This window comes from Williamsia sp. SKLECPSW1 (genome assembly GCF_054332755.1).
In genome coordinates, this window is sequence record NZ_JBTGLI010000003.1 from 216988 (window position 1) to 239991 (window position 23004).

Sequence of the window (23004 nt, forward strand, 5' to 3'; positions counted from 1 at the left end):
CATCACCGGCCCCGCCCGCCCTGCACCTCGCAGGGCGGGCGGAGTCGTGTTCGGGGTCCGCACCTGGGAGGATCTGTCCCCATGGCCGTCATCAACGCCAAGTTCCGCGGGAAGCGTCGCGACGGGCCCCAGCTGCCGCCCGGCCAGTACCTGACCACCGACTTCCCCGTGCTGCAGATCGGCACCACGCCGCGCGTGCTCACCGACCGCTGGTCGCTGTCGGTGACGACGCCCGACGGGCAGGGACACCGGTGGACGTGGCGGGAGTTCATGGACCTGCCGCAGACCGAGTTCACCGTCGACATCCATTGCGTCACACGGTGGTCGAAGCTGGGCACGACGTGGAAGGGCGTCTCCGTGGACACCCTGCTCGACGCCGCCGGGGCGACGGGCGCGGGAACGCACGTGATGGCGCACAGCCATGACGGATACACCACGAACATGCCGCTCGCCGATCTGGTCGGCGGGACCGCGATGGTCGGCCACACCTTCGACGGGAAGCCGCTCGCCGCCGAGCACGGCGGGCCGGCGCGACTCGTCGTGCCGCACCTGTACTTCTGGAAGAGCGCCAAGTGGGTCGGCGAGCTGCACCTGATGGACGGTGACGAACCCGGCTTCTGGGAACGCAACGGCTACCACATGTACGGCGACCCCTGGCGTGAGCAGCGTTATGGCTGACGGGCGGCACCGATGACCACCTGGCGGGTGGCGACCGTCGTCGGGGCGGTGATGGAATCACCGACGGCGCGGTCGATCTGGCTGCACGTCCCCGGTCTGCCGACGCCGCGGCCGGGCCAACACATCGACATCCGTCTCACCGCGCCCGACGGGTACTCCACGTCACGCTCGTACTCGCTGTCCGACGTCCGTGAGGGTGACACCGTCTCGGTCAGCGTCGAGGAACTCGACGACGGCGAGGTGTCACCGTTCCTGGTGCGCGACCTCGAGATCGGGGAACAGGTCGAGGTCGCCGGTCCCGTGGGCATGCAGTTCGTCTGGCCGATCGACGGCGACGCCGATCGCCCCACCCAGCTCGTCGCCGGCGGATCGGGCATCGCGCCGCTGATGTCGATGGTGCGCTGGCGCGAAGCGGCCCGACCCGACGTACCGATGCGGCTGCTCTACTCGACCCGCTCCCCCGAGCACGCCTTCTACGCCGACGAGTTCGCGCTCCTCGCCTCCACCGGCCGCCTGCGGGTCGACTGGTTCTTCAGCCGGTCGGCGCCCGCGGACGCCACCCGCTCGCCGGGACGCATCGGCCACGACGAGTTCCTCGCGTCCGTCCTCCCCGTCGGATCCCGCCCGCTGTTCTACCTCTGCGGCGGCAACGAGTACGTGGAGACCCTCGGTGGATGGCTCCTCGACGCGGGTCACCCCATCGGCGACATCCGGATCGAGCGGTTCCTGGTCACCTGAGCACCGAACGCCGCCCTGACGTCCCGCGGAGGCGATACCGTTGCGCGAGATCGCGACGACGAAGGGGTGCAGACGTGGGTTTCGAGCACGCAGCGGAGAAGGCCGACGAGGCCGCAGGTCTCGCGAGCATCGCGAAGACACACCTCGAGGACGACCGCGGACACAAGCTGCTGGCCGAGGCGGTCGAGGCCCTGTCGCACGCCGTCGCCGAACTCGCACGCACGCAGGAGAAGTGACGCGGGCTACCGTTCCGGGCGGTCCACCTGCACGGTGGCCACGAGCGCACGATGGTCGGAGCCGGCAATCCGCACACGCGCCACGCCGATAGCCCGCACCCCGCGCAGCAACACATGGTCGATCCCGATGAGCGGCGGGATCCACCGTTTGTGCGCGGGATAGGTCGGTAGCGGACCGGAACCGGATGACGCAGCCGCATCGACGAGACCGTCGACGAGCATCTCCCGGAACGCGATGTGGTCGTGGGCGGCGTTGAGATCGCCGCCGACGATGACCGGTCCCCTGCACCGCCCCACCGCCTCACGGAGACTGCGCAGTTCGGTGAGCCACAACCGCGGCTCGTAGGGGTACGGCGGCATGGGATGCACCGACAGCACCGTCACCCCGCCGCCACCGGGTAACTCCACCTGCGCCTGCACCGCCGCGAGGGTGAACCCGGGCAGCACTCGCTCGTCGTGCAGCGGGTGGCGCGACCAGAGCCCCGTGCCGGCGCCTACCGGCGCAGCGACCACCGACCGGTGCGGCAGATGCCCCTCGACTCCCGCGTCGACCAGCGCATCCCGGCACTCCGGGGTCAGTTCCTGGACGCACAGCAGGTCGACGTCGTTCGCCGCGACCGCGGCGACCACCGCCCGGGGGTCGGCACGTCCGAGCCACAGGTTCGCCTGCATCACCCGGAGTGCCCCGACGTCCGATCGGTGCCCGCGCCACGACGGGACGAGTGCCCGCCGGTCGTATGCCGCGAGCGCAGTGAGACCCGCCCCCACGGCGGTCGCGGATCGTCGTCGACCGGCCGCCGACACGACCGTCCCGATCGGGGCGGCGAGCACCAGCCACGACGCGAAACTGGCTGCCGCCACCGGCAGCTGGACCGTGCCGCGATAGCGCCGCAGAGCTGTCGCCGCCGCGGCCACACCCAGGGCGAGCACGCCGATCCTGTCGACGGGCCCACCTCGTCCCCCGCGTCTCACGCGACCGCCAGGCTCGCCACGAGCGCGCGATGATCGGATCGGGCGACGTCGACGGTGTGCACGCCCGTCGCGACGAACCCTCGTGCGACGACGTGGTCGATACCGATGAGGGGTCCGTACCACTCGTCGGCCGGATAGGTCGGCAGCCAGCGCTGTCCGGCCATCTCGGTGGCGTCGGCGTAACCGTCCTGCAGGAGGTCCCGGAACTGACGGTGATCCCAGGTGGCGTTGAAGTCACCGCCGACGAGAACCCGGGCCCCGCGCTGCGACCGCAGCTCGGACCGGGTCATCTCCATCTCGCGGACCCATCGTGCCGAGTCGTACGGGTACGGCGGGATGGGGTGCATCGCGTAGACGACGGTGTCGCCCACTCCGGGCAACTCGACCGTCGCACGCAACGAGTTCAGTGCGTACCCGTCGAGGAGTGTGGTGTCCCGCAACGGGTGTCGGCTGAGGATGGCCGAGCCGACGCCGCCGGTCCCGGGCACGACGTATCGGTAGGGCATGAGGGTGCGCAGCGCCGAGGACTCGATCCGTTCCGCCGCGGCAGGGGTCACCTCGTCGAGGGTCACCACGGTCGCATCCTGGTCGGCGACGATGCGCGCGAGGCCGTCGACGTCGCCGGCGCCGAGCTTGATGTTGCTCTGCACCAGGGTGATCCGGTCCCCGGACGGCGCCGTGTCCGCCACCCACAGCGGCAGTTGGGTCCACACGCCCGCGGCGACCACGACGACGCCGATCCCCGCGAGGATCCATCGTCGGGCGATCAGCGCGATCACGAGCGCCACCACCGCACCGACCACGGCGATCGGTACGCCGGCCGCCAGGGCGGTCGATATCCGTCCGCGGCCGGGATACCAGTGCAGCCAGATCGCGGTGACGCCACCTGCGAGCAGCACCGTGCACACGACGACCGCCAGGATGCGCACCACCGACGGCCACCGACGGCGCTGCGGTGACGGCCGGGCTCGGGTCATCCGCCGAACACCTTGAGCACGACTGCTTTCGCGCGGCGCGTCACGCGCAGGTAGTTGTCCAGGAACTCCGCCGCCTGATCCTCCCGCCAGCCCGCGGCGTAGGCCACGGCACGGAGCTGCTGTCCCGGCGGGGGTAGCTGGTCGACGGCCTTGCCCCGCACCAACACGATGGCGTTGCGGGCGGCCGTCGCGGTGAGCCACGCCTCCTTCAACAGCGTCACGTCGGTCTCGCTGAGGATCTCCGCCGACCCGATCGCGTCGAGGGTCTGCAGCGTCGACGTGTTGTGCAACGAGGCCAATCGGTGGCCGTGCCGCAGCTGCAGCAGCTGGACCGTCCACTCGACGTCGGCGAGACCGCCCCGCCCGAGTTTGGTGTGCGTGTGCGGATCCGCACCGCGGGGTAGGCGTTCCGCGTCGATACGGGCCTTGATGCGACGGATCTCGCGGACGGCGTCCGGCGAGACACCGCCCTCGGGGTACCGCGTCTCGTCGGCCATGTGCAGGAACGCGGTCCCCAGATCCGGGTCGCCGGCGACCGGATGCGCCCGCAGCAACGCCTGGATCTCCCACGGCTGCGCCCACTGCCGGTAGTACGCCGCGTAGGCGGCCAGCGTCCGGACCACGGGTCCGTTTCGCCCCTCCGGCCGCAGACCCGTGTCGATCTCGAGGGGCGGGTCGGCGCTCGGTGTGCTCAGCACGGTCCGCACCCGCTCGGCGACGGTGTTGGCCCACCGGACCGCGCGGGACTCCTCGACCCCGTCGGCCGGCTCGCACACGAACAACACGTCCGCGTCGGAGCTGTAGCCGAGTTCACCGCCGCCCAGCCGTCCCATGCCGATCACGGCGATCCGCGCGGGAGCCTGCTCGCCCTCGGGCAGTGAGTCGGCGATGACGACCTGCAGCGCGGCGTTGAGAACCGCCGACCACACACTCGACAACGCCTCGCACACCGCGGGGACGTCCAGCATCCCGAGGATGTCCGCGGAGGCGATGCGGACGAGTTCCGCCCGGCGCAGCGAGCGGGCGACGGCGATGGCGCGCTTGGGTTCCCGGTGTCGCCGCGCCGAGGCGACGAGACCGTTGGCGACGTCGCGCAGCGACACCTCCACCAGCTTCGTCCCCGTCGCCGAGTCGGCGTAGAGCCGGATCACCTCCGGCGAGCGGATGACGAGATCGGAGATGTACGCCGAGGTGCCCAGCACCCGCATCAGTCGTTCGGCGACCAGTCCGTCGTCCCGCAGCAGGCGCAGGAACCACTCCTGATCGGCGAGTTCGTCGCACAGGCGGCGGTAGTTCAACAGACCCGCGTCGGGATCCGGGGTGTTGCTGATCCACTCGAGCAGGGTCGGCAGCAGGAGCTCCTGGATCCGTCCCCGCCGACCACGGGCACCGATGAGCGCACGCAGATGGCTCAGGGCGTGTTCGGGTTTCGCGTATCCCAGGGCCGCGAGACGACGCGTCGCGGCCTCGTCCGACAGCCGCAACCCGTCGACGTCGATCCGGCTCACCGACTCCAACAGCGGCCGGTAGAACAACTTCTCGTGCAGGCGTCGCACCCGCTGCGACTGGCGGCGGATCTCCGCCCGCAGCGAGTCGGCGGCATCGAGATCACCGTCGGGACGGATGTGCGCCGAGCGCGCCAGGAAACGCAGCGCCTCCACGTCGTCGAACTCCGGGAGCAGATGTGTGCGTTTGAGTTTCGTCAGCTGCAGCCGGTGTTCGAGGAGACGGAGGAACTCGTACGACGCGGTCAGGTTGGCCGCGTCGTCCCGGCCGACGTAGCCGCCGGCGTTGAGCGCCGCGAGCGCGTCGACCGTCGAGGCGACGCGCAGCGACTCGTCGGTCCGACCGTGGACCAGCTGCAGCAGCTGTACGGCGAACTCGACGTCACGCAGGCTCCCCCGTCCCAGTTTCAGCTCCCGCGACCGCAGTTCGGGCGGCACGTTGTGCTCCACCCGGCGCCGCATCGCCTGGACCTCGTGGACGAAGTCCTCCCGCTCGCAGGCCTCCCACACCATCGGGGCCACCGCGTGCAGGTAGTCCCATCCCAACGTCATGTCGCCGGTCATCGGGCGCGCCTTGAGCAGTGCCTGGAACTCCCAGGTCTTCGCCCACCGCTGGTAGTAGGCGAGATGGGAGGCCAGCGTGCGGGTGAGGGCGCCGGCCTTCCCCTCGGGCCGCAGCGCGGCGTCGACCTCGAAGAACGCCAGGGAACCGATGCGCATGGTCTCGCCGGCGATGCGAGCGGACATCCCGTCCGCCGGTTCCGCGACGAACACGACGTCGACGTCGCTCACGTAGTTCAGCTCGCGCGCACCGCACTTGCCCATGGCGATGACGGCCAGTCGGACGGGCACGTCGTCCTCACCGCACACCGTGGCGATCGCGACGGCCAGCGCCGCGGTGAGCGCGGCATCGGCGAGGTCGGCGAGGTAGCGGCCGACCTCGGGGAACCAGACGACCGGCTCGTCCTCGACCGCGGGGGCCACGTCTCGGGCAGCCAACTGCAGCAGCAGGTCGCGATAGGCGGTGCGCAGTGCCACCACCGCCTGCGGCCCGGTCACCCGTGCCCGGAAGACACGATCGTCGGCGGTGATGTGCTCCCCGGTCGCGGGCACCGCCTCGACCGCGCCGAGCATCGTCGCGGTCATCTCGTCGGCGGTGGGGAGGTCCTCGGCTTCCAGCAGGTGCCAGGTACCCGGCTCGGCCACCAGGTGGTCGCCGAGCGCCTCGGACGCGCCGAGCACGGCGAGAAGGCGACCACGCAGCGTGGGCTGGTCGTGCAACGCACGGTCGAGGGCGGGCCAGTCGTCGACGACGGACCGCAACCGCATCAGAGCCCGCAGCGCGAGATCGGGGTCGGGCGCACGCGACAGCGACCACAGGAGCGCGAGATCGGCGGTGGTGGTCCAGCCGAGCTCGGCCAGCGCATCGGCGGCCGTCTCGTCGATCAGGCCGAGGCGCGCCGGACCCGGCACGACGGCGCGTGACGCAGGAGAACTCACGCCACCGACCGTAGCGCCAGGGGTGTGCGCGCTACAGCGACAGGTAGCGGCCGAGTTCGAACGGGGTGACGCGGCTACGGTAGTCGCCCCACTCGGTCCACTTGTTGCGCAGGAAGTAGTCGAAGACGTGCTCGCCGAGGGCCTCGGCGACCAGCTCCGAGGACTCCATCGCCTTCAGCGCGTCGGCGAGGCTGCCCGGGAGTTCCGTGTAGCCCATGGTCCGGCGCTCGGCCGAGGTCAGCGACCACACGTCGTCCTCGGCCTCGTCGGGGAGCTCGTATCCCTCGGCGATGCCCTTGAGGCCGGCCGCGAGCAGGACCGCGAACGTCAGGTAGGGGTTGCAGGCCGAGTCCGGGCTACGGACCTCGATACGTCGCGACGACGCCTTGTTCGGTGTGTACAGCGGCAGCCGGATGAGTGCCGAGCGGTTGGCGCCGCCCCACGTCGCCGCGGTCGGGGCCTCGCCCCCGTGGATCAGCCGCTTGTAGCTGTTCACCCACTGGTTGGTGACCGCGCTGATCTCCGGGGCGTGGGTGAGGATGCCGGCGATGAACTGCTTGCCGGTGTCCGACAGCTGCATCGGGTCGTCGGGGTTGTGGAAGGCGTTGGTGTCGCCCTCGAACAGACTCATGTGGGTGTGCATCGCCGACCCGGCATGGTCGGAGAACGGCTTGGGCATGAAGGTCGCCCACACACCCTCGGCGATCGCGACCTCCTTGACGAGGTAGCGGAACGTCATCACGTTGTCGGCCATCGACAGCGCGTCGGCGTAGCGGAGGTCGATCTCCTGCTGACCGGGCGCGCCCTCGTGGTGGGAGAACTCGACGGAGATGCCCATCTTCTCCAGCGCCTCGATGGCGTGGCGGCGGAAGTTCGGCGCGCTGCCGTGGACCACCTGGTCGAAGTACCCGCCGCCGTCGGCCGGGGTGGGCGGGGTGCCGTCGGTCGGCGCGTCCTTGAGCAGGAAGAACTCGATCTCCGGGTGGACGTAGCAGGTGAACCCCTGGTCGGCGGCCTTGTTGAGCTGCCGGCGCAGGACGTGGCGCGAGTCGGCCCAGGACGGTGTGCCGTCGGGCATCGCGATGTCGCAGAACATGCGCGCGGAGTGGTGCTTGCCCTGGCTCGTCGTCCACGGAAGCACCTGGAACGTCGACGGGTCGGGCTTGGCGATGGTGTCGGCCTCCGACACCCGCGAGAACCCCTCGATCGAGGACCCGTCGAAGCCGATCCCCTCGGCGAACGCACCCTCGAGTTCGGCCGGCGCGATCGCCACCGACTTGAGGTATCCGAGCACGTCGGTGAACCAGAGCCGGACGAAGCGGATGTCGCGTTCCTCCAGCGTGCGGAGGACGAACTCCTTTTGGCGATCCATACCGTCAGAGGCTAGGAGCGCGCTGTTAAATCCGTGTTACGTCGATGCGGAGAAGTCGGGCGGACGCCGTGACCTGCGCTCCGGAGGGTGAGTCGTCGACGATCCGGGCGGATCCGCGATCAACAGGTGAGGCCCTCCGACGGCGGTGTGAGGTCCACGAGATAGCGGGTGAGCGGTCCGTCGAGGCACTCGTCACCCTCGAACGCCGCGGTGTGCTGCGTTCCGCGGAACGTCACCAGGCGCGCACCGAGTTGCTTCGCCAGCGACACCCCCGCGGCGTACGGGGTCGCGGGATCGTCGGTGGTGGAGACGACGACGGTCGTCGGCAGGCCCGGCGCGACGATGCGATGCGGTTGCGACGTCGGCGGGACCGGCCAGAACGCGCACTCGTCGGCCGCGCCCCGGCCCGAGCCCCGCCCGTCGTCGCGGAACGGAGCCGTCCGACGGAGTTCGGTGTCGAGGCGGTCGATGGTCGCCCGATCGGTGATGGCCGGGCCGTCGACGCAGCGGATGGCGGTGAATGCGTCGGAGGTGGTGTCGTAGTGGCCCGACCGGTCGCGCCCCTCGTACAGGTCGGCGAGGCGCAGCAGGGTGTCGCCGCGGCCGGACTGCAGCTCGGTCAGACCGTCGCGCAGGTACCGCCACAGACTGGGTGTGTACAGCGCCTGTCCGGTCGCGGTGATGGCGTCGCCGTAGGTCAGCCCCCGCGGGTCCTGGGTCTTCGCGGGATTGCCGATCAGCGCGCGGACCAGGGTGAGGTACCGCTCGGTCGCGCGGGCGCGATCCGTGCCGAGGGGGCAGTCGCGGCGGGTCACACAGTCGGCGGCGAAGCCGTCGAACGCCCGCTGGAAACCGGTGTTCTGGGCGACGATGTCGGCCACGGGATCGGTGGACGGGTCCACGGCGCCGTCGTTGATCATCGCGCGGACGCGGGTCGGGTACCGCTCGGCGTACCGCGCGCCGATGAGCGTCCCGTAGGAGTAGCCGAGGTAGTTGAGCTTCGCCTGCCCCAGCGCGCCGCGCAGGACGTCGATGTCGTTGATGACGTCGCTGGTGCCGAGGTGGGCGAGGAAGTCGCGCCCCATCGTCCTCAGACACTCCTGGCCGACGGCGGCGTTGCGCTGTTCGGTCGCGGCGATCCCGGCGGGTGAGGTGTCCACCCAGTCCCGCGCCCGCACCTCGTCGCGTTGCGCGTCGGTGCGGCAGCGGACCGCCGGTGTCGAGTCACCGACCCCGCGTGGATCGAACCCGATGATGTCGAGCGAGTCGCTCAACGGCATCCGCGCGAACTGCGCAGCCGTGCCCGCCATGTACTCGACACCCGACACCCCGGGACCGCCCGGGTTGGTGACGAGCACGCCGGTGGAGGCCCTCGCGGCACGCAATCGGAACACCGCCAGCGACGCGGTCGGTCCGTCGGGACGGTTGTAGTCGACCGGGACGGTCAGCCGTCCGCAGTCGCTGCGCTGTGGCGGATAGTCGCCGTCGGGTGCGAACTCGGCGCAGGTCCCCCAGGCGATCCGCTGCGTGTAGAACCGCGCCAGCGGACCCGACGTCGGCTGCGGCGATGTGCTCGCGACCGTCGGGTCGGCCGACGACGAGGCGGCGTCCGGACCCAGTTGCGCCACCCGCGAACCACTGCACGCCCCGAGGAGTCCGGCGGCGAGGACGACGACCACGGTCAGGAGCACCGGGATTCGGACGGGCGATCGGGACGTCACCCGGTCATCGTGGCACGCGGTGGACGACGTCCCGCCGAACGCGGTCCCGCAACGGCGGCGGGCGCACAGATGTGAGGGAGTGCACACCGCACAACCCTGGGGGTCGGGCGAGGCTGGTGACAGACTTGTCGGGTCACCACCCACCCGGGTACTCGCCAGGCGAGACCCGAGGCCTGAAAGGGACGACGATGTCCGACAGCTCTGATGCACCCGTGTACGGCTCGAGCGCTTCCGCCGACGCCCCACGGCGTCGCGTGACCCGCATCCACCACCTGGCCCAGATGAAGGCCGACGGCGAGCGCTGGTCGATGCTCACCGCCTACGACTACTCCAGCGCCCGCATCTTCGACGAGGCCGGGATCCCCGTCCTGCTGGTCGGCGACTCGGCGGCGAACGTGGTCTACGGCTACGACACGACCGTCCCCGTCACCATCGACGAGATGATCCCGCTGGTCCGCGGCGTCGTCCGCGGTGCACCCCACGCGCTCGTCGTGGCGGATCTGACCTTCGGCAGCTACGAGGGCGGGCCCGCCATCGCCCTGGCCTCCGCCACCCGGTTCATGAAGGAGGCGGGTGCCCACGCGGTGAAGCTCGAGGGCGGCGAGCGTGTGGCCGACCAGATCGCCACCCTGTCGTCGTCGGGCATCCCGGTGATGGCCCACATCGGCTTCACCCCGCAGAGCGTCAACGGTCTCGGCGGCTTCCGCGTCCAGGGTCGCGGTGACGCGGCCGAGCAGCTCGTCGCCGACGCGATCGCGGTCGCCGAGGCCGGCGCGTTCGCCGTCGTGATGGAGATGGTCCCCGCCGACCTCGCCGGACAGATCACCCGCAAGCTGACCATCCCCACGGTCGGGATCGGCGCCGGCAACGAGACCGACGCACAGGTCCTCGTCTGGCAGGACATGGCAGGCATGACGCACGGCAAGACGGCGAAGTTCGTCAAGCGCTTCGGCGACGTCGGCGGCGAGTTGAGCCGCGCCGCACAGGAGTACGCCGACGAGGTCCGTCGGGGCGTCTTCCCGGGGCCCGAACACAGCTACTGAGGTTTCCGGCGCGCGGGCCATCTGTGGGGGTTCGTTCACCCGCACTTGGCATAGTGGTGCCATGCGAGAGCTGTACCCACCCATCGAGCCGTACTCCTCCGAGATGCTCGACGTCGGTGAGGGACAACGGATCCACGTCGAGTGCAGCGGTTCCCCCGACGGCAAGCCCGTGGTGTTCGTCCACGGCGGCCCGGGCGGCGGCACCTCCGGTGAGCAACGTCGCTTCTTCGACCCCGAGGCGTATCGGATCGTGCTGTTCGATCAGCGCGGGTGCGGCAGATCGACCCCGCACATCGCCGACGGTGCCGATCTCACGGTCAACACCACCGACCGTCTCGTCGCCGACATGGAGCGCATCCGCACCCATCTCGGCATCGAGCGGTGGATGGTGTTCGGGGGGTCGTGGGGGTCGACGCTGGGACTCACCTACGCCCAGGCCCATCCCGAGCGTGTGACCGAGCTGGTGTTGCGCGGCATCTTCCTGCTCCGCCGCAGCGAGATCGACTGGTACTACAACGGCGGCGCCGCCCACCTCTTCCCCGATCTGTGGGAGGACTACCTCGCACCGATCCCGGAGGACGAGCGCGACGGCGATCTCGTCGCCGCGTATGCGCGACTGCTCGCCTCCGACGACGCAGGGACCGCGCAGGCAGCGGCAACGGCGTGGACGAACTGGGAGCAGTCCACCAGTCACCTGCTCCCCCGCCCCGACGACGGCGAGGTCGACGTCCGCTTCGATCTCGCCTTCGCCCGGATCGAGAACCACTACTTCATGCACGGCGGATTCCTGGAGGAGGGACAACTCCTGCGGGACATCGACCGCATCGCGGAGATCCCGGGCGTGATCGTGCAGGGCCGCTACGACGTGGTCTGCCCGGCGCGCAGCGCGTGGGACCTGCACCGTGCGTGGCCGTCGGCGCAGGTGCACATCGTCGACGACGCCGGACACGCCTCGTTCGAGAAGGGCATCGTCCACCACCTCGTGGAGGCCACCGACGGCTTCCGCGACACACCGACCCGTCGAGGAGCGTCGTCGTGAGCGCTCGGGAGACCCTCGAGATCGAGCTGAAGTTCGACGTCGACCCCGGGCGCGCTGTCCCCGACCTCACACGACTGCCGGGGGTCGCGAGAGTGACCGGGCCGATCGAGGAGAACCTCGACGCGACCTACTACGACACCGAGAACCTCGACCTGACCGATCACCGGATCACGCTGCGGCGCAGGGAAGGCGGGCACGACGAGGGCTGGCACCTCAAGCGCCCGGGTGATGCGGGTGGTCGTCGGGAGCTGCAGGTGCCGTTGGGGCCGGCCGACGAGGACGGTGACCACGACACCACCGTGCCCGCCGACCTGCTCGAGCCGGTGCGGGTACACGTCCGTGGCCGCCGGCTCGACCCGGTCGCCGCGATCGGCACGCGCCGATCGATCCACGAGGCGCGCGACGCCGACGACCGCGTCCTGGCTCTGCTGTGCGCGGACGTCGTCACCGCACGATCGCTGTTGCCGGGCGGGAGTTGCCGGACCTGGGCGGAGTGGGAGTTCGAACTCGTCGACGGCGACACGGATCTCCTGGGTACCGCCGAGGATCTGCTGCGGGCGGCGGGCGCCAGGACCGCGTCGGCCGCATCCAAGTTGGCCCGTGCGATCGGGGCGACACCCGCGCACACCGGCACGCCGCGCCTGTCGTCGTCGCCGACCGCGTTGGAGCTGGTCGTCGCCGAACTCGCCCGGCACCGTGAACAACTCGTCGACCACGACCCGCGGGTCCGCGCCGACGAGGAGGACGCCGTCCATCAGATGCGGGTCGCCACGAGGCGACTGCGCAGCGTCCTGCGCGCCTTCCGTGGTGTCGTCGACGGTCCGAAGGTCGATCGTCTGGACGCAGAGTTGAAGGAGCTCGCCGCGATCCTGGGCGTGGTTCGCGACGCCGAGGTGACCGCTGACCGCTATCGAGACCTCCTCGCCGACGAGGACGCGTCCGACGACGTGCACGACCGGCTGGTCGGCGAACAGATGCGTCGACGGGCCCGCGGCCAGCGATCGGCGGTCTCGGCGCTGAACAGTGCGCGGTACTTCTCGCTGCTCGACGCCCTCGACGACCTGCTCGTCCGACCGCCGTCCGGTCCCGACGCCGACCTTCCCGCGAAGAAGGCACTGCGTGCCGCGATCGACGACAGCGAGCGGTCGATGCGCAAGGCCCAGAAGAAGGCGGGCCGCATGACCGACGGGTCACCCGAATGGGTCGAGCAGATGCACACCGTGCGCAAGCGCGCCAAGCGGCTGCGGTACGTCGCCGAGTCGGGCATGTCGCTGGGTACACGCAAGCACGCGCGGACCGCGTCGTGGGCGAAGAAGATGCAGTCGGCGCTGGGCGACTCCAACGATGCGTCCCTCAGCCGTGAGCTGATCGCCGAGGTCGCCCACGCCGTGACCGACCCGCACGACATGTTCGTCCTCGGGCGCCTCGACGCCCGCGAACAGTCCGCGCACGACGAGGCGCTTCGGCGGTATGCGCGCCTCGCGCGTCGTGGCTGATTGGCCTCGACTCAGCAGCCGGGTCGCCGACAGCTACGGGATCAACGCGCCCACTTGTCGTCAGCGACGATGGTGGGTTCGTGGTGGACGGCGAAGTTCACGGACCGTGCGATGAAGCAGAACCTCGGCACTGTCGAATGCAGGTGTCTGGCCACCTCGATGTCGCTGTTTGAGGAGATCGTCACGTGCGGTCGCAACGTCACCGCTTCGAATCGGCCACCTCCCGTGTCGTCGAATGCGAGCAGGCCGTGTGCATGATCGCGGTATGCGGCGACGACGACGCCCTCCGAAGACGCGAGGTGGAGGTACCACAGCATGTGGCACTGCGAGAGGGCAGCAACGAGGAGTTGTTCGGGGTTCCAGCGAGCGGGGTCACCTCGAAATGCGGGAGATGCGGTTCCCAAGATCAACGGAGTCTCCGACGCGCCGATCTCGTGATCACGTCCGTATGACGTGTATGACACCGTGCCGTCGCCGCGGTTACCGGTCCAGCGGACATCGACGTCGAATCGGTGGATCTCCCCGCTCATGTGATGCCCCTTCGACGATGCGACCCACAGTGTGGGTGCCGCGACAAGGGGCGTCCACCGAATAGTTCTCGGCGGGATGAGCGAACGAGCCGGCCTGTAAGCCGGATCCTGTCCCGACCGCATGCGGTCGGTGGTGATCATCCATCTGGACACACCGTCACCGGGTGCCTCGAGCGGTCCACCCGCAGGCTCGGGCGAGCAGCCCTCGAACACCTGCGCAGCCGCACCTCGCGGTGCGACCTTCGACCTTGCTCCGGGCGGGGTTTACCGAGCCGCCGTGGTCACCCACAGCGCTGGTGCGCTCTTACCGCACCGTTTCACCGTCACCGGCCCTCACGGGTCGGCGGTCTGTTCTCTGTGGCACTGTCCCGCGGGTCGCCCCGGGTTGCTGTTGGCAACCGCCCTGCTCTGTGGAGTCCGGACTTTCCTCGACACCAGGCGCACCGCCACACCGGCGGTCGTTCCCGACGCCGCGATCACCCGGCCGACTCGTTCGCCCCGTCATCGTAGACGTGACGTCGGCGTCACCCACTACCCTTGCCCGGTGACCGAGTACGTCGCGCTTCTCCGTGGAATCAACGTCGGCGGGATCCGCATCCCGATGGCGGACCTGCGTGCGCTCGTCTCCGAGCTGGGCCACGACGACGTCTCGACCGTCCTCGCCACCGGCAATGTGCGGTTCACCTCCGACTCCGACGACGTCGCCGCCCTGCGGTCGCAGCTCGAATCGGCGCTGTCGGATCGGTTCGGCTACGACGCGTTCGCCTTCGTGCACCGCGCCGAGCACGTCGCCGCCGTCACCGAGTCCTACCCCTTCGGGGAACAGGACGGGGTGCACGCCTACGTCGTGTTCGTCGCCGACGAGACCGTCCTCGACGAATTGCTCGGTGTCAGCATCGACGCCGACGTCGAGTCCGTCGAGCGCGGCGACGGCGTCGTCTACTGGTCGGTGCCGCAGAAGCAGACGCTCACCAGCGCGTTCGGCAAGGAGCTCGGCCGGTCGCGGTACAAGGCGACGACCACCAACCGCAATCTGCGCACCCTGCGCAAGATCCTGGGCTGAGGCACCGGGGACGACAGGGATGGTCGAGGCGGGCGCGGTCGCGCTCATGGTGGTGGCGCTCGCGTTCGCCGTGTGGCGCCCGCGCGGGCTTCCCGAGGCCACGGTCGCGGTGCCCGCGGCCGCTGTCGCGATCGCGGTCGGCGCCGTGACCCTGGGTCAGGCGTTCGACGAGATCCACCGCCTGACGTCCACTGTCGCCACACTCGCTGCGCTGCTGGCCCTCTCGCATGCCTGCGAGGTGCTCGGGGTGTTCGACTGGGGCGCGCGGCAGATCGGGCGCGCCGGGGCGGGCAACGGTCGACGACTGTTCGCGCTCGGGTTCGTCGGGGCTGCGGTCACGACCGCCGCATTGAATCTCGACGCGACCGTCGTCCTGCTCACCCCGGTCCTCATCGCGGTGACCCGCGGGCTCGGTGTGCGACCACGTCCGCTGTCGGTGGCGACGATCAGCCTCGCGAACTCGGCGTCGTCGCTGATGCCCGTGTCGAACCTGACCAACCTGCTGGCGTTCTCGGCGACCGGACTCGGATTCGGTCGGTTCACCCTCCTCATGGCGCTGCCGTGGTCGGCAACGCTCGTGGTCCAGTACGCGGTGCATCGCTGGTGGTTCCGCGCCGAGATCGCCGACGTGCCCGACCACGACCCGCAGGATCCGGGACCCGCTCCCATCGTTGCGCTCTGTGTCCTCGGCGCGACGCTCGTCGGGTTCGTCCTCTCGTCGCAGGTCGGGGTGGAGCCGGTGTGGTTCGCCACCGCCGGTGCCGTCGTGCTGACGGTGATCGCGATGGCGCGCAGGAGGTCCGGCGTCGTCGACGTCGTCCGCGCGATCAACCCGCTGTTCCTGCTGTTCGTCTTCGCGCTCGGTGTGCTCGTCGCCGCGATCGCCGACGGCTCGATCGGTCGATGGCTCGCCGGAATCGTCCCCAACGGCACCAGCCTGCCCGCGCTGCTGGGTGTGGCCGCGATCGGTGCGGTGGTCGCCAACGTCATCAACAACATCCCCACGACGCTGCTGCTGCTCGCCGCGATGTCGGGCTTCCCCACCGTCGCCATCCTCGCGATGCTCCTCGGGGTGAACATCGGCTCGACCCTGACCTACGTCGGCTCGCTCGCGAACCTGCTGTGGCGTCGCATTGTCAGCCGCGACGGGGTCCACGTCTCCGCAGCCGGTTTCTCCGCACTCGGCCTTGTCGCCGGTCCGCCGTCGATCGTCGCAGCGGTGGCCGCTTTGTGGCTCGTCGCCTGAGTCCCGAGTGCTCACAAGCGTTATGCGCGCTGCACCGTCGACAGATACGCCGGACGACGAACGGTGTCAGCGGTCGAGTCCCGCCGTGATCATCCAGATGTGTTCGCAACTCGCGGCGGCGTGCTCCAGATCGCCGGACACCCATGCGTGATAGAAGCTCCGTTCGATCATCCAGCAGAGCGTGCGAGCGAGCGCAGGAGCGTGATCGGGCTCGTTCCCGTCGGGGACACCCGCGCGTACCAACACCGCGTGGATCGCGGCGATGAATCGATCGGCAGTGGTGCGCCACAGGTCACCGATCTCGGGGACGGCCAGTGACATGTCGATCGCGGTCCGCATGATCAGACCGTGTTCGCGCCACAGTTCGACGGTGCGGCGCATTGCGGCGGTGATGGCCTCGCGGGGTTGATCGGAGCGTGCTGCCACCTCAGACCGATCCCACAGATGCCTCACCGTCCGTGCGACCAACGCGGTGACCACCTCGTCCTTGGATCCGAAATAGAAGTAGAGGGCGCCGCGGGTGATCCCGGCGCCTGTAGCGATGTCTCCCACCGTCATCGCGTCGTAGCCCGCGCTCGACAGCAGTTCCTCGGCCGTGTCGAGGATCGACTGTTCACGCAGGTCGCCCTTGCGTTTGGTGGCGCGGCGGCCCACCGCACCGCGTGTCTCCGCCATCAGAGTTGAGCGCCCTCGGCGAAGTCCGTGGTTCGCGAGAGGTCCTGCCAGGCATCGATGTCCGCGTCGACGGCGGCTCGGGCGCCCGTCACCAATCGCACGGCGTCCGATCCCAGGACCAGATGTGCCGGCGGTCGGGGGACGCCCGTGATGTGGACGACCGCGTCACCGGCTTTCGCCGGGTTGCCGAGCTGGTTGCCGCTGGCCTTCTGTCGGTTGGCGCGGATCGGCGCGAAGAGTTCGTCGTAATCGGCGACGGAGCGTTCGACGCGCGCCATCGAGCGACCGGCCCAGTCGGTTCGGAACGAGCCGGGTTCGATCGCGGTGACGTGGATGCCGAACTGCTCCACCTCCTTCCCCAGCGCCTCCAGAATCCCCTCCAGCGCGAACTTGCTGCCGCAGTAGGCGGACATCCCGGGGACCGCCATCAGCCCTCCCATGGAGGTGACGGCGAGAAGGTGTCCGCGCCGTCGGCGCCGCATGTGGGGCAGCGCGGCCCGCAGGGTCGCCATCGCGCCGAACACGTTGACCTCGAACTGTCTCCGCACCTCGGTCAGTGGCGTCTCCTCGAACGTGCCTTCCACTCCGTAACCGGCGTTGGCGATGACGACGTCGAGCTCCCCGACCGTCTTCTCGATCTCGTCGACGACCCGTTCTGTGGCGCGTTCGTCGGTGACATCGAGCAGTCGACCGTGCGCGCGACCTGGCCGCAGCGCCTCGAACGCGATCAGATCGTCGCGGGACCGGACGGTGCCGATCACGATGTGCCCCGCGGTCAGAGCCGATTCCGCGAACGCTCTCCCGAGGCCGCTGCTGACTCCGGTGATCAGCCAGGTGCGTGTGGTGCCGTGGTCCTGCGATGGCTCGGTCATGACCAAAAATCTACACGTCGATGACTATTTTCGACAGTGCGTCGATTTTTCGACGTTCGTGGTCGTGCACGCAGCGCGCTGAGAACCCGGTCAGGACAGGTGATTCGTGTCGTTGACGAGTCGGACGGAACTGCCGCCGTCGGCATAGAACTCGGCCATCGACAGTGACGCCAGGTCGAGGTGGAGCTTGAACAGGATCGACGGGCCGACGTCGAGGGCATGGCGCAGAACGGTTTTGATCGGCGTGACGTGGCTGACCACGACGACGTTGCCGGGGCCGTACTCCGAGACCACCTCATCGGTCGCCGCACGGACGCGCTGGGTGACCGCGTCGAAGCTCTCCCCGCCGGGAGGGGCGACCGACGTGTCCGACAGCCATGACCGGTGCAGTTCCGGGTCGCGCTCCGCAGCCTCGAGGAAGGTCAAGCCCTCCCACTCGCCGAAGTCGGTCTCGGTGAAGCCTTCGACCTCGTGGACGGGGATGCCGAGCCGGCGGGCCATCGCATCGGCGGTGGTCCGGGCCCGCGACAACGGACTCGAGACGATCGCGGAGATACCGCCGCGAGACGCGATCCGGTGCGCGACCCGATCGGCCTGTTGCACACCGAGAGCGGTGAGTTCCGGGTTGCCGCGTCCGCTGTAGCGACGGTCCACCGACAGCGCCGTCTGACCGTGGCGTACCAGCAGCAGCCTCGTGGGCTTCCCCATTGCGCCGGTCCATCCCGGGCCGGGATCAACCTTCTTCGTCGCGGCAGGAGCGGGCGTCTCGGCAGGCGCCGGCTCGGCGGCCGGCGCCGGCGCGGGGGTCGTCGCGACCTGACCCTCGGCCTGCGCGTCCATCGCCTCGTTGGCGAGACGATCCGCGTGGGAGTTCTTCGCACGCGGGATCCAGGCGAAGTCGACGCGGGAGAACTCGGCGACCAGATCCCGTGCCTGCTGGGCCAGCGGGATCATGTCCGGGTGCTTGACCTTCCAGCGCCCCGACATCTGTTCGACGACGAGCTTGGAGTCCATCCGCACCGACACCTCGTCGGCGTCCAGGTCGCGTGCCGCTTCCAGACCCGCGATGAGACCGCGGTATTCGGCGACGTTGTTGGTGGCCCGGCCGATGTACTCCTTGCGCTCGGCGAGCACGGCCTCGTGGTCGGCGTCGAACACGACAGCCCCGTAGCCGGCGACGCCGGGATTGCCCCGCGAACCACCGTCGGCCTCGACGATCACCCGCACGTTCAGACCCCGGACTCGTGCGTGCGGACGATGACGGCCCCGCACTCCTCGCATCGGAGGACCTCGTCGGCGTCGGCCTTGCCGTAGCGGGCGAGGGTGCCGCGGTCGATCTCCATCCGACACGCACCGCATCGGGCCTGCCGCAACAGTCCCGCGCCGACGCGGCCCCGGGCCATCTGCTGGTCGTAGATGGCCAACAGCTCCGGCTGTACCCGCTCGCGGATCCCCTCGCGCTGCCGGGCGGCAGCAGTCGCCTGCACGTCGATGTCCCCGACCACCCCGTCGGCCTTCTCCCGCGCCTCGGCGAGCTGCTCCTCGGTGTGGGTGACCAGTGCGCCGCAGCGCAGTTCCTCGCCCGCGGTGGCCTCCTGCTGCTCCATCACCTCGAGCAGCTCCTCCTCGAGCAGACCCCGACGACGCGCGAGACCACGCAGCTCGTGGTCGATCTCGACCAGCGCCTTGCCCTGCAGGGTCCCGCCGTCCCGCAGCGCGGCGTCCTTCTTCTCGCGCGTCGTGAGCACCGCGATCTCGTTCTCCAGCCGACGGACCTCCCGATCGAGGTCCTCGGCGGCGATCTGGGCGGCGACTGCTGCGTCGCGGTGGACGCGCAACGCCTCGACCAGCTCGTCGACAGCGGCCACCTCGGGGGCGGTGGTACGGCGGTGCGCGGCGCGAGCAACCTCGGCGTCGGCGTCGGCCAGTTCCAGGAGCAGGCGTTGGGCGGCGGGATCAGCCCTCATCGACGGCAGCGGTCCTCTCGGTGGTTCGGCGTCACGGCAGACTCGCGACCCTACTCGCCGGGGCCGGCGTCACCGGCCGCATGCACGGTGAACGGGTCGGTCGGGGTCTCGTAGACCTCGACGACGAGCGACGGATCGTGCGCGGTGACGAATGCGGCGACCTGCGCGCACCACGGGAACTCGGTGGCCCAGTGGCCGGCGTCGACCAGGGCCGGACCGCCCGCTCGGAGGTGTTCGTCGGCGGGATGGTGGCGCAGGTCGGCGGTGACGAAGACATGCGCACCCGACGCGGTCGCCGCCTCGAGCAGCGAGTCCCCCGCCCCGCCACACACCGCGACCGTCGTGATCTCGGCGTCGGGGTCGCCGGCGACACGCACACCCCACGGCGCGACGTGCAGCGACGACGCGACGTGCTCGGCGAATGCGGACAGGGTGGTCGGCTCGCCGAGTCGACCGACCCGCCCGAGACCCCGGTCCTCGTCCAGTGACGCCTGGACGAGGACGTCGAAGGCAGGCTCCTCGTACGGATGCGCGTCGCGCAGGGCGGCGAGCACCGCATCCCGACGCGAGCGAGGCGCGACCATCTCGACACGGTCCTCGGTCACGGACTCGACGGTCCCGCGGGTCCCGATGTGCGGCGTCGCACCGTCGCCGGGCAGGAACTGCCCGGTGCCGGTGACCTGCCAGCGGCAGCGGCTGTAGTCACCGATCGCACCGGCACCCGCACGGAACATCGCGTCGGCGACGCTGTCGGTGTCCTCGACGGGGACGAACACGACCCACTTGTCGAGGGCGGCCGTCGACGTCGGCCGCAGCGGTCGGGTGTCGAGCACACCGAGTGCCTCGGCGAGCGCGTCGGAGACGCCCGGACGGGCGATGTCGGCGTTGGTGTGGGCGGTGACCAGCGCGCAGCCGGCGCGGACGAGCCGGTGCACGATGCGGCCCTTGGGGGTGTGGGCGCCGACGGTGTCCACCCCGCGCAGCAGCAGCGGGTGATGCGCGACGATCAGCTCGATGCCGTGGGCGATGGCGTGGTCGACGACGGCGTCGGTGACGTCCACGCAGATCAGCACGGCGGTGACGGTGTCGAGGGAATCGCCGCAGACGAGGCCGACACTGTCCCAGCTCTCGGCGAGGTGCGGTGGGTAGTGCTCCTCGATCAGGTCGACCAGGTCGCCGACTGCGGCCATCGTGATCCGCCTTTCTCGTCGTGGATGTGCGATGTCTCGGGAACGGTGGGCGCGGGTCAGGCCAACGGCCAGGCCCGTAGCAGGGCTGCGACGTCGGTCTCGGACCGGACCGCGAGACGCAGGTGGTCGGCACCCAGCCCGGGGAACGTGTCGCAGCGACGCACGGCCACACCGCGATCGGCCAGGTGGTCACGGCGTCGCAGCGCGTCGGGGTCGTGGACGAGGACGAAGGATGCCTGTGGGTCACCGCAGACGGTGATCCCGGCGTCGGTCAGGGCTGCGCATTGCGCTGTCCGCTCGGTGCGCACCGCTCGTGCCTGAGCCTGCGCGTGCGCACGACCGGTCGGACCGACGGCGGCCGCGACTGCAGCGAGCTGCAGGGTCCCGACAGGCCAGTGTGGTCGGGGGGCGACCAACCGCGCGACCACGTCGGCGTCGCCCACCAGATACCCCGCCCGGAGACCGGGCACGGCGAACGTCTTCGTCACCGAGCGCAGCACCACCAACCCCGGCAGTCGGCGACCGGCCAGCGATTGCGGTTCGTCGACGAGCGCACCGCCGACCCGGGCGAGCGTCACGTCGGCGAACGCCTCGTCGACGACGACCACCCGGCCGGGGCGGCACAGCCCCGCGACGGTCTCGGCGTCGTGCAACACCGACGTCGGGTTGGTGGGGTTACCGACGATGACGAGGTCCGCGTCGGCGGGGATGTCGGCGTCGTCGAGACGCCACGGCGGCGGCAGCACCGCACGGCTGGTCGGTACGCCCGCCGACCGCAGAACCCGCTCGGGTTCGGTGAACGACGGCGCGACGACGACGGCATGGTGGGGACGCAGACCGGCGGCCAGCGCGAAACCCTCTGCGGCACCGGCGAGTACGGCGACCTCGTCGACGTCTCGTCCGTGGGCGGCAGCGACGGCCTCGGCGGCGGCGTTCTCGTCGTCGGCGCCGGGGTACGTCGAGAGGTCGTCGACGCGACTGCGCAGCAGCTCGAGAAGCCAGTCCGGCGTGGTGCCACGGACGTTGACGGCGAAGTCGAGCATGCCGGGCCGGACATCGCGGTCGCCGTGATGGGTGAGCGGATCCGCGAGGGGTGTGGTGGCGCACGTGTGCCCGGGATCGCCGATGCGCGTCACTCCGGGCGTCACGACGGCCAAGCCTACGGGGACAATGAGGGCGTGACCGCACCCGCCGACCCCGCCGCCCCGTCCACGACCGTCCTCTTCGACCTCGACGGCACGATCACCGACTCCTTCGACGGCATCGCCGCGAGCTTCCGTCACGCACTGACCACGATCGGCCATCCCACCCCCGACGCCTCGGTGGTCGCCGGCATCGCCGGGCCGCCGATGCAGGACACCTTCCGGACGCTCGGCCTGGACGACGCAGCCATCGATGCCGCGATGACCGCCTATCGCGCGCGCTACACCGACGTCGGCTGGCAGGAGAACGCCGTCTTCCCCGGCATGGCGGATCTGGTGCGGGACCTGCGGGCATCCGGCCGACGGACCGCCGTGTCGACGTCGAAGAACGAGACCACCGCACGCCGCATCCTCGACCACTTCGGTCTCGGCGACTGCTTCGAGTTCATCGCCGGCGCCAGCGACGACGGCACCCGACGCACGAAGAGCGACGTCGTGGCCCACGCCCTGGCCGGGCTCGGCATCGACGCCACCCATCCCGACGGTGTGACCGACGTGGTGATCGTCGGCGACCGGTCGCATGACGTGCACGGTGCCGGGGAGTTCGGGATCCCCGCGGTGTTCGTCGAGTGGGGCTACTCGCTGCCCGGTGAGGTCGACGACGCGCGGTGGTCGGTCCGCACCGTCGACGACCTGCGAACCGTCCTCGGCCTGTCCCCCGCGGCCGATCGTGCACGCGAAGAGGCACCCGCGTGAGCACGCCACTGCACGTGACGTTCGTCTGCACCGGCAACATCTGCCGCTCCCCCATGGCCGAACGCATCGTCGCCGCGGCGGTCGAGCGGGCCGGCCTCGCCGACGACGTGCGCATCGACAGTGCGGGCACCGGCTCGTGGCATGTCGGCGAACCCGCCGACGACCGCGCGCGAGCAGAGCTGCGCCGCGCCGGCTACGACGACACCCACGCCGCTGCGGTGCTGGGGCCCGAGCACGACGACGCCGACCTCTTCGTCGCCCTCGACGACGGGCACCGGCGTGCGCT

At 70.3% G+C, this 23004-nt stretch carries 22 protein-coding genes and 1 other RNA gene; 10 read left to right on the forward strand and 13 right to left on the reverse strand.

Annotated features, from left to right (window positions below; all coding sequences use genetic code 11):
- Nucleotides 1-81 precede the first annotated feature (81 nt).
- The 3 genes from ACXVUM_RS20405 to ACXVUM_RS20415 all read left to right on the forward strand — a co-directional run bounded on the left by ACXVUM_RS20405 (nt 82) and on the right by ACXVUM_RS20415 (nt 1652).
- Nucleotides 82-678, forward strand: a complete 597-nt coding sequence (locus tag ACXVUM_RS20405) for a sulfite oxidase-like oxidoreductase (RefSeq protein ID WP_458523756.1) — start codon at nt 82-84, stop codon at nt 676-678.
- A gap of 12 nt (nt 679-690) precedes the next feature.
- On the forward strand, nt 691-1416 hold the full coding sequence (locus ACXVUM_RS20410) for an FAD-binding oxidoreductase (RefSeq protein ID WP_458523757.1): 726 nt from the start codon (nt 691-693) through the stop codon (nt 1414-1416).
- A gap of 74 nt (nt 1417-1490) precedes the next feature.
- Entirely contained in the window at nt 1491-1652 is a 162-nt protein-coding gene (locus ACXVUM_RS20415; protein ID WP_458523758.1) for a hypothetical protein, read from the forward strand.
- A 6-nt stretch (nt 1653-1658) separates the two neighbouring features.
- Here the strand turns inward: ACXVUM_RS20415 and ACXVUM_RS20420 are convergent, their stop codons facing one another.
- The 5 genes from ACXVUM_RS20420 to ACXVUM_RS20440 form a co-directional block, all read right to left on the reverse strand.
- A complete protein-coding gene (locus ACXVUM_RS20420) occupies nt 1659-2582 on the reverse strand; it encodes an endonuclease/exonuclease/phosphatase family protein (RefSeq protein ID WP_458523759.1) in 924 nt (307 codons plus the stop codon).
- Nucleotides 2583-2620: 38 nt separating this feature from the next.
- Nucleotides 2621-3601, reverse strand: coding sequence for an endonuclease/exonuclease/phosphatase family protein (locus ACXVUM_RS20425; protein ID WP_458523760.1), 981 nt, complete (start codon nt 3599-3601; stop codon nt 2621-2623).
- Nucleotides 3598-6606 carry a bifunctional [glutamine synthetase] adenylyltransferase/[glutamine synthetase]-adenylyl-L-tyrosine phosphorylase gene (locus ACXVUM_RS20430; RefSeq protein ID WP_458523761.1) on the reverse strand — a complete coding sequence of 1003 codons (3009 nt, stop codon included), beginning with the start codon at nt 6604-6606 and terminating at the stop codon, nt 3598-3600. The genes ACXVUM_RS20425 and ACXVUM_RS20430 overlap by 4 nt, the downstream gene beginning before the upstream one ends.
- A 31-nt stretch (nt 6607-6637) precedes the next feature.
- Entirely contained in the window at nt 6638-7978 is a 1341-nt protein-coding gene (gene glnA / locus ACXVUM_RS20435) for a type I glutamate--ammonia ligase (protein ID WP_458523762.1), read from the reverse strand.
- Between the two features lie 119 nt (nt 7979-8097).
- Nucleotides 8098-9699, reverse strand: coding sequence for an alpha/beta hydrolase (locus ACXVUM_RS20440; protein ID WP_458523763.1), 1602 nt, complete (start codon nt 9697-9699; stop codon nt 8098-8100).
- A gap of 188 nt (nt 9700-9887) precedes the next feature.
- Here ACXVUM_RS20440 and panB point away from each other — a divergent pair, with 188 nt between their 5' ends.
- The 3 genes from panB to ACXVUM_RS20455 all read left to right on the forward strand — a co-directional run bounded on the left by panB (nt 9888) and on the right by ACXVUM_RS20455 (nt 13277).
- Nucleotides 9888-10742 carry a 3-methyl-2-oxobutanoate hydroxymethyltransferase gene (gene panB / locus ACXVUM_RS20445; RefSeq protein WP_458523764.1) on the forward strand — a complete coding sequence of 285 codons (855 nt, stop codon included), beginning with the start codon at nt 9888-9890 and terminating at the stop codon, nt 10740-10742.
- 61 nt (nt 10743-10803) lie between these two features.
- A complete protein-coding gene (gene pip, locus ACXVUM_RS20450; protein ID WP_458523765.1) occupies nt 10804-11781 on the forward strand; it encodes a prolyl aminopeptidase in 978 nt (325 codons plus the stop codon).
- On the forward strand, nt 11778-13277 hold the full coding sequence (locus tag ACXVUM_RS20455) for a CYTH and CHAD domain-containing protein (RefSeq protein WP_458523766.1): 1500 nt from the start codon (nt 11778-11780) through the stop codon (nt 13275-13277). The genes pip and ACXVUM_RS20455 overlap by 4 nt, the downstream gene beginning before the upstream one ends.
- 41 nt (nt 13278-13318) lie before the next feature.
- On the opposite strand, the gene ACXVUM_RS20460 is transcribed toward ACXVUM_RS20455, so the two are convergent.
- Both ACXVUM_RS20460 and rnpB read right to left on the reverse strand, forming a co-directional pair.
- Nucleotides 13319-13807: an OsmC family protein gene (locus ACXVUM_RS20460; RefSeq protein WP_458523767.1), complete on the reverse strand. Its 489-nt coding sequence runs from the start codon at nt 13805-13807 to the stop codon at nt 13319-13321.
- An 81-nt stretch (nt 13808-13888) separates the two neighbouring features.
- An RNA gene (gene rnpB, locus ACXVUM_RS20465) (RNase P RNA component class A) lies at nt 13889-14299 on the reverse strand.
- Between the two features lie 52 nt (nt 14300-14351).
- On the opposite strand from rnpB, the gene ACXVUM_RS20470 reads away from it, so the two are divergent.
- The gene (locus ACXVUM_RS20470) at nt 14352-14870 is read left to right on the forward strand and encodes a DUF1697 domain-containing protein (RefSeq protein ID WP_458523768.1); all 519 of its coding nucleotides are present in this window, start codon (nt 14352-14354) and stop codon (nt 14868-14870) included.
- A gap of 19 nt (nt 14871-14889) precedes the next feature.
- The gene (locus ACXVUM_RS20475; RefSeq protein WP_458523769.1) at nt 14890-16116 is read left to right on the forward strand and encodes an SLC13 family permease; all 1227 of its coding nucleotides are present in this window, start codon (nt 14890-14892) and stop codon (nt 16114-16116) included.
- A 66-nt stretch (nt 16117-16182) separates the two neighbouring features.
- On the opposite strand, the gene ACXVUM_RS20480 is transcribed toward ACXVUM_RS20475, so the two are convergent.
- The 6 genes from ACXVUM_RS20480 to cobC form a co-directional block, all read right to left on the reverse strand.
- On the reverse strand, nt 16183-16791 hold the full coding sequence (locus ACXVUM_RS20480; RefSeq protein ID WP_458523770.1) for a TetR/AcrR family transcriptional regulator: 609 nt from the start codon (nt 16789-16791) through the stop codon (nt 16183-16185).
- A complete protein-coding gene (locus ACXVUM_RS20485; RefSeq protein ID WP_458523771.1) occupies nt 16791-17663 on the reverse strand; it encodes an oxidoreductase in 873 nt (290 codons plus the stop codon). The genes ACXVUM_RS20480 and ACXVUM_RS20485 overlap by 1 nt, the downstream gene beginning before the upstream one ends.
- 90 nt (nt 17664-17753) lie before the next feature.
- The gene (locus ACXVUM_RS20490) at nt 17754-18944 is read right to left on the reverse strand and encodes a bifunctional RNase H/acid phosphatase (protein WP_458523772.1); all 1191 of its coding nucleotides are present in this window, start codon (nt 18942-18944) and stop codon (nt 17754-17756) included.
- Nucleotides 18893-19630 carry a zinc ribbon domain-containing protein gene (locus ACXVUM_RS20495; RefSeq protein ID WP_458523773.1) on the reverse strand — a complete coding sequence of 246 codons (738 nt, stop codon included), beginning with the start codon at nt 19628-19630 and terminating at the stop codon, nt 18893-18895. The genes ACXVUM_RS20490 and ACXVUM_RS20495 overlap by 52 nt, the downstream gene beginning before the upstream one ends.
- Before the next feature lie 50 nt (nt 19631-19680).
- Nucleotides 19681-20820 (reverse strand): Nif3-like dinuclear metal center hexameric protein, encoded by a 1140-nt coding sequence (locus ACXVUM_RS20500; protein WP_458523774.1) that lies wholly within the window; start codon nt 20818-20820, stop codon nt 19681-19683.
- A gap of 56 nt (nt 20821-20876) precedes the next feature.
- Nucleotides 20877-21968, reverse strand: a complete 1092-nt coding sequence (cobC, locus tag ACXVUM_RS20505) for an Rv2231c family pyridoxal phosphate-dependent protein CobC (protein WP_458523775.1) — start codon at nt 21966-21968, stop codon at nt 20877-20879.
- A 30-nt stretch (nt 21969-21998) separates the two neighbouring features.
- Here cobC and ACXVUM_RS20510 point away from each other — a divergent pair, with 30 nt between their 5' ends.
- The gene (locus ACXVUM_RS20510) at nt 21999-22718 is read left to right on the forward strand and encodes an HAD hydrolase-like protein (RefSeq protein ID WP_458523776.1); all 720 of its coding nucleotides are present in this window, start codon (nt 21999-22001) and stop codon (nt 22716-22718) included.
- Nucleotides 22715-23004, forward strand: a 290-nt coding sequence (locus tag ACXVUM_RS20515) for an arsenate reductase/protein-tyrosine-phosphatase family protein (RefSeq protein WP_458523777.1), incomplete at its 3' end; no start/stop codon positions are given. The genes ACXVUM_RS20510 and ACXVUM_RS20515, both read left to right, overlap by 4 nt.

Coding starts and splice junctions, on each gene's coding strand:
- pip (WP_458523765.1), top strand. CDS start 10,804: ATGCGAGAGCTGTACCCACCCATCGAGCCGTACTCCTCCGAGATGCTC.
- ACXVUM_RS20490 (WP_458523772.1), bottom strand. CDS start 18,944: ATGCGAGGAGTGCGGGGCCGTCATCGTCCGCACGCACGAGTCCGGGGT.
- ACXVUM_RS20410 (WP_458523757.1), top strand. CDS start 691: ATGACCACCTGGCGGGTGGCGACCGTCGTCGGGGCGGTGATGGAATCA.
- ACXVUM_RS20425 (WP_458523760.1), bottom strand. CDS start 3,601: ATGACCCGAGCCCGGCCGTCACCGCAGCGCCGTCGGTGGCCGTCGGTG.
- ACXVUM_RS20485 (WP_458523771.1), bottom strand. CDS start 17,663: ATGACCGAGCCATCGCAGGACCACGGCACCACACGCACCTGGCTGATC.
- ACXVUM_RS20460 (WP_458523767.1), bottom strand. CDS start 13,807: ATGAGCGGGGAGATCCACCGATTCGACGTCGATGTCCGCTGGACCGGT.
- ACXVUM_RS20495 (WP_458523773.1), bottom strand. CDS start 19,630: ATGAGGGCTGATCCCGCCGCCCAACGCCTGCTCCTGGAACTGGCCGAC.
- panB (WP_458523764.1), top strand. CDS start 9,888: ATGTCCGACAGCTCTGATGCACCCGTGTACGGCTCGAGCGCTTCCGCC.
- glnA (WP_458523762.1), bottom strand. CDS start 7,978: ATGGATCGCCAAAAGGAGTTCGTCCTCCGCACGCTGGAGGAACGCGAC.
- ACXVUM_RS20480 (WP_458523770.1), bottom strand. CDS start 16,791: ATGGCGGAGACACGCGGTGCGGTGGGCCGCCGCGCCACCAAACGCAAG.
- ACXVUM_RS20475 (WP_458523769.1), top strand. CDS start 14,890: ATGGTCGAGGCGGGCGCGGTCGCGCTCATGGTGGTGGCGCTCGCGTTC.
- ACXVUM_RS20405 (WP_458523756.1), top strand. CDS start 82: ATGGCCGTCATCAACGCCAAGTTCCGCGGGAAGCGTCGCGACGGGCCC.
- ACXVUM_RS20500 (WP_458523774.1), bottom strand. CDS start 20,820: ATGGCCGCAGTCGGCGACCTGGTCGACCTGATCGAGGAGCACTACCCA.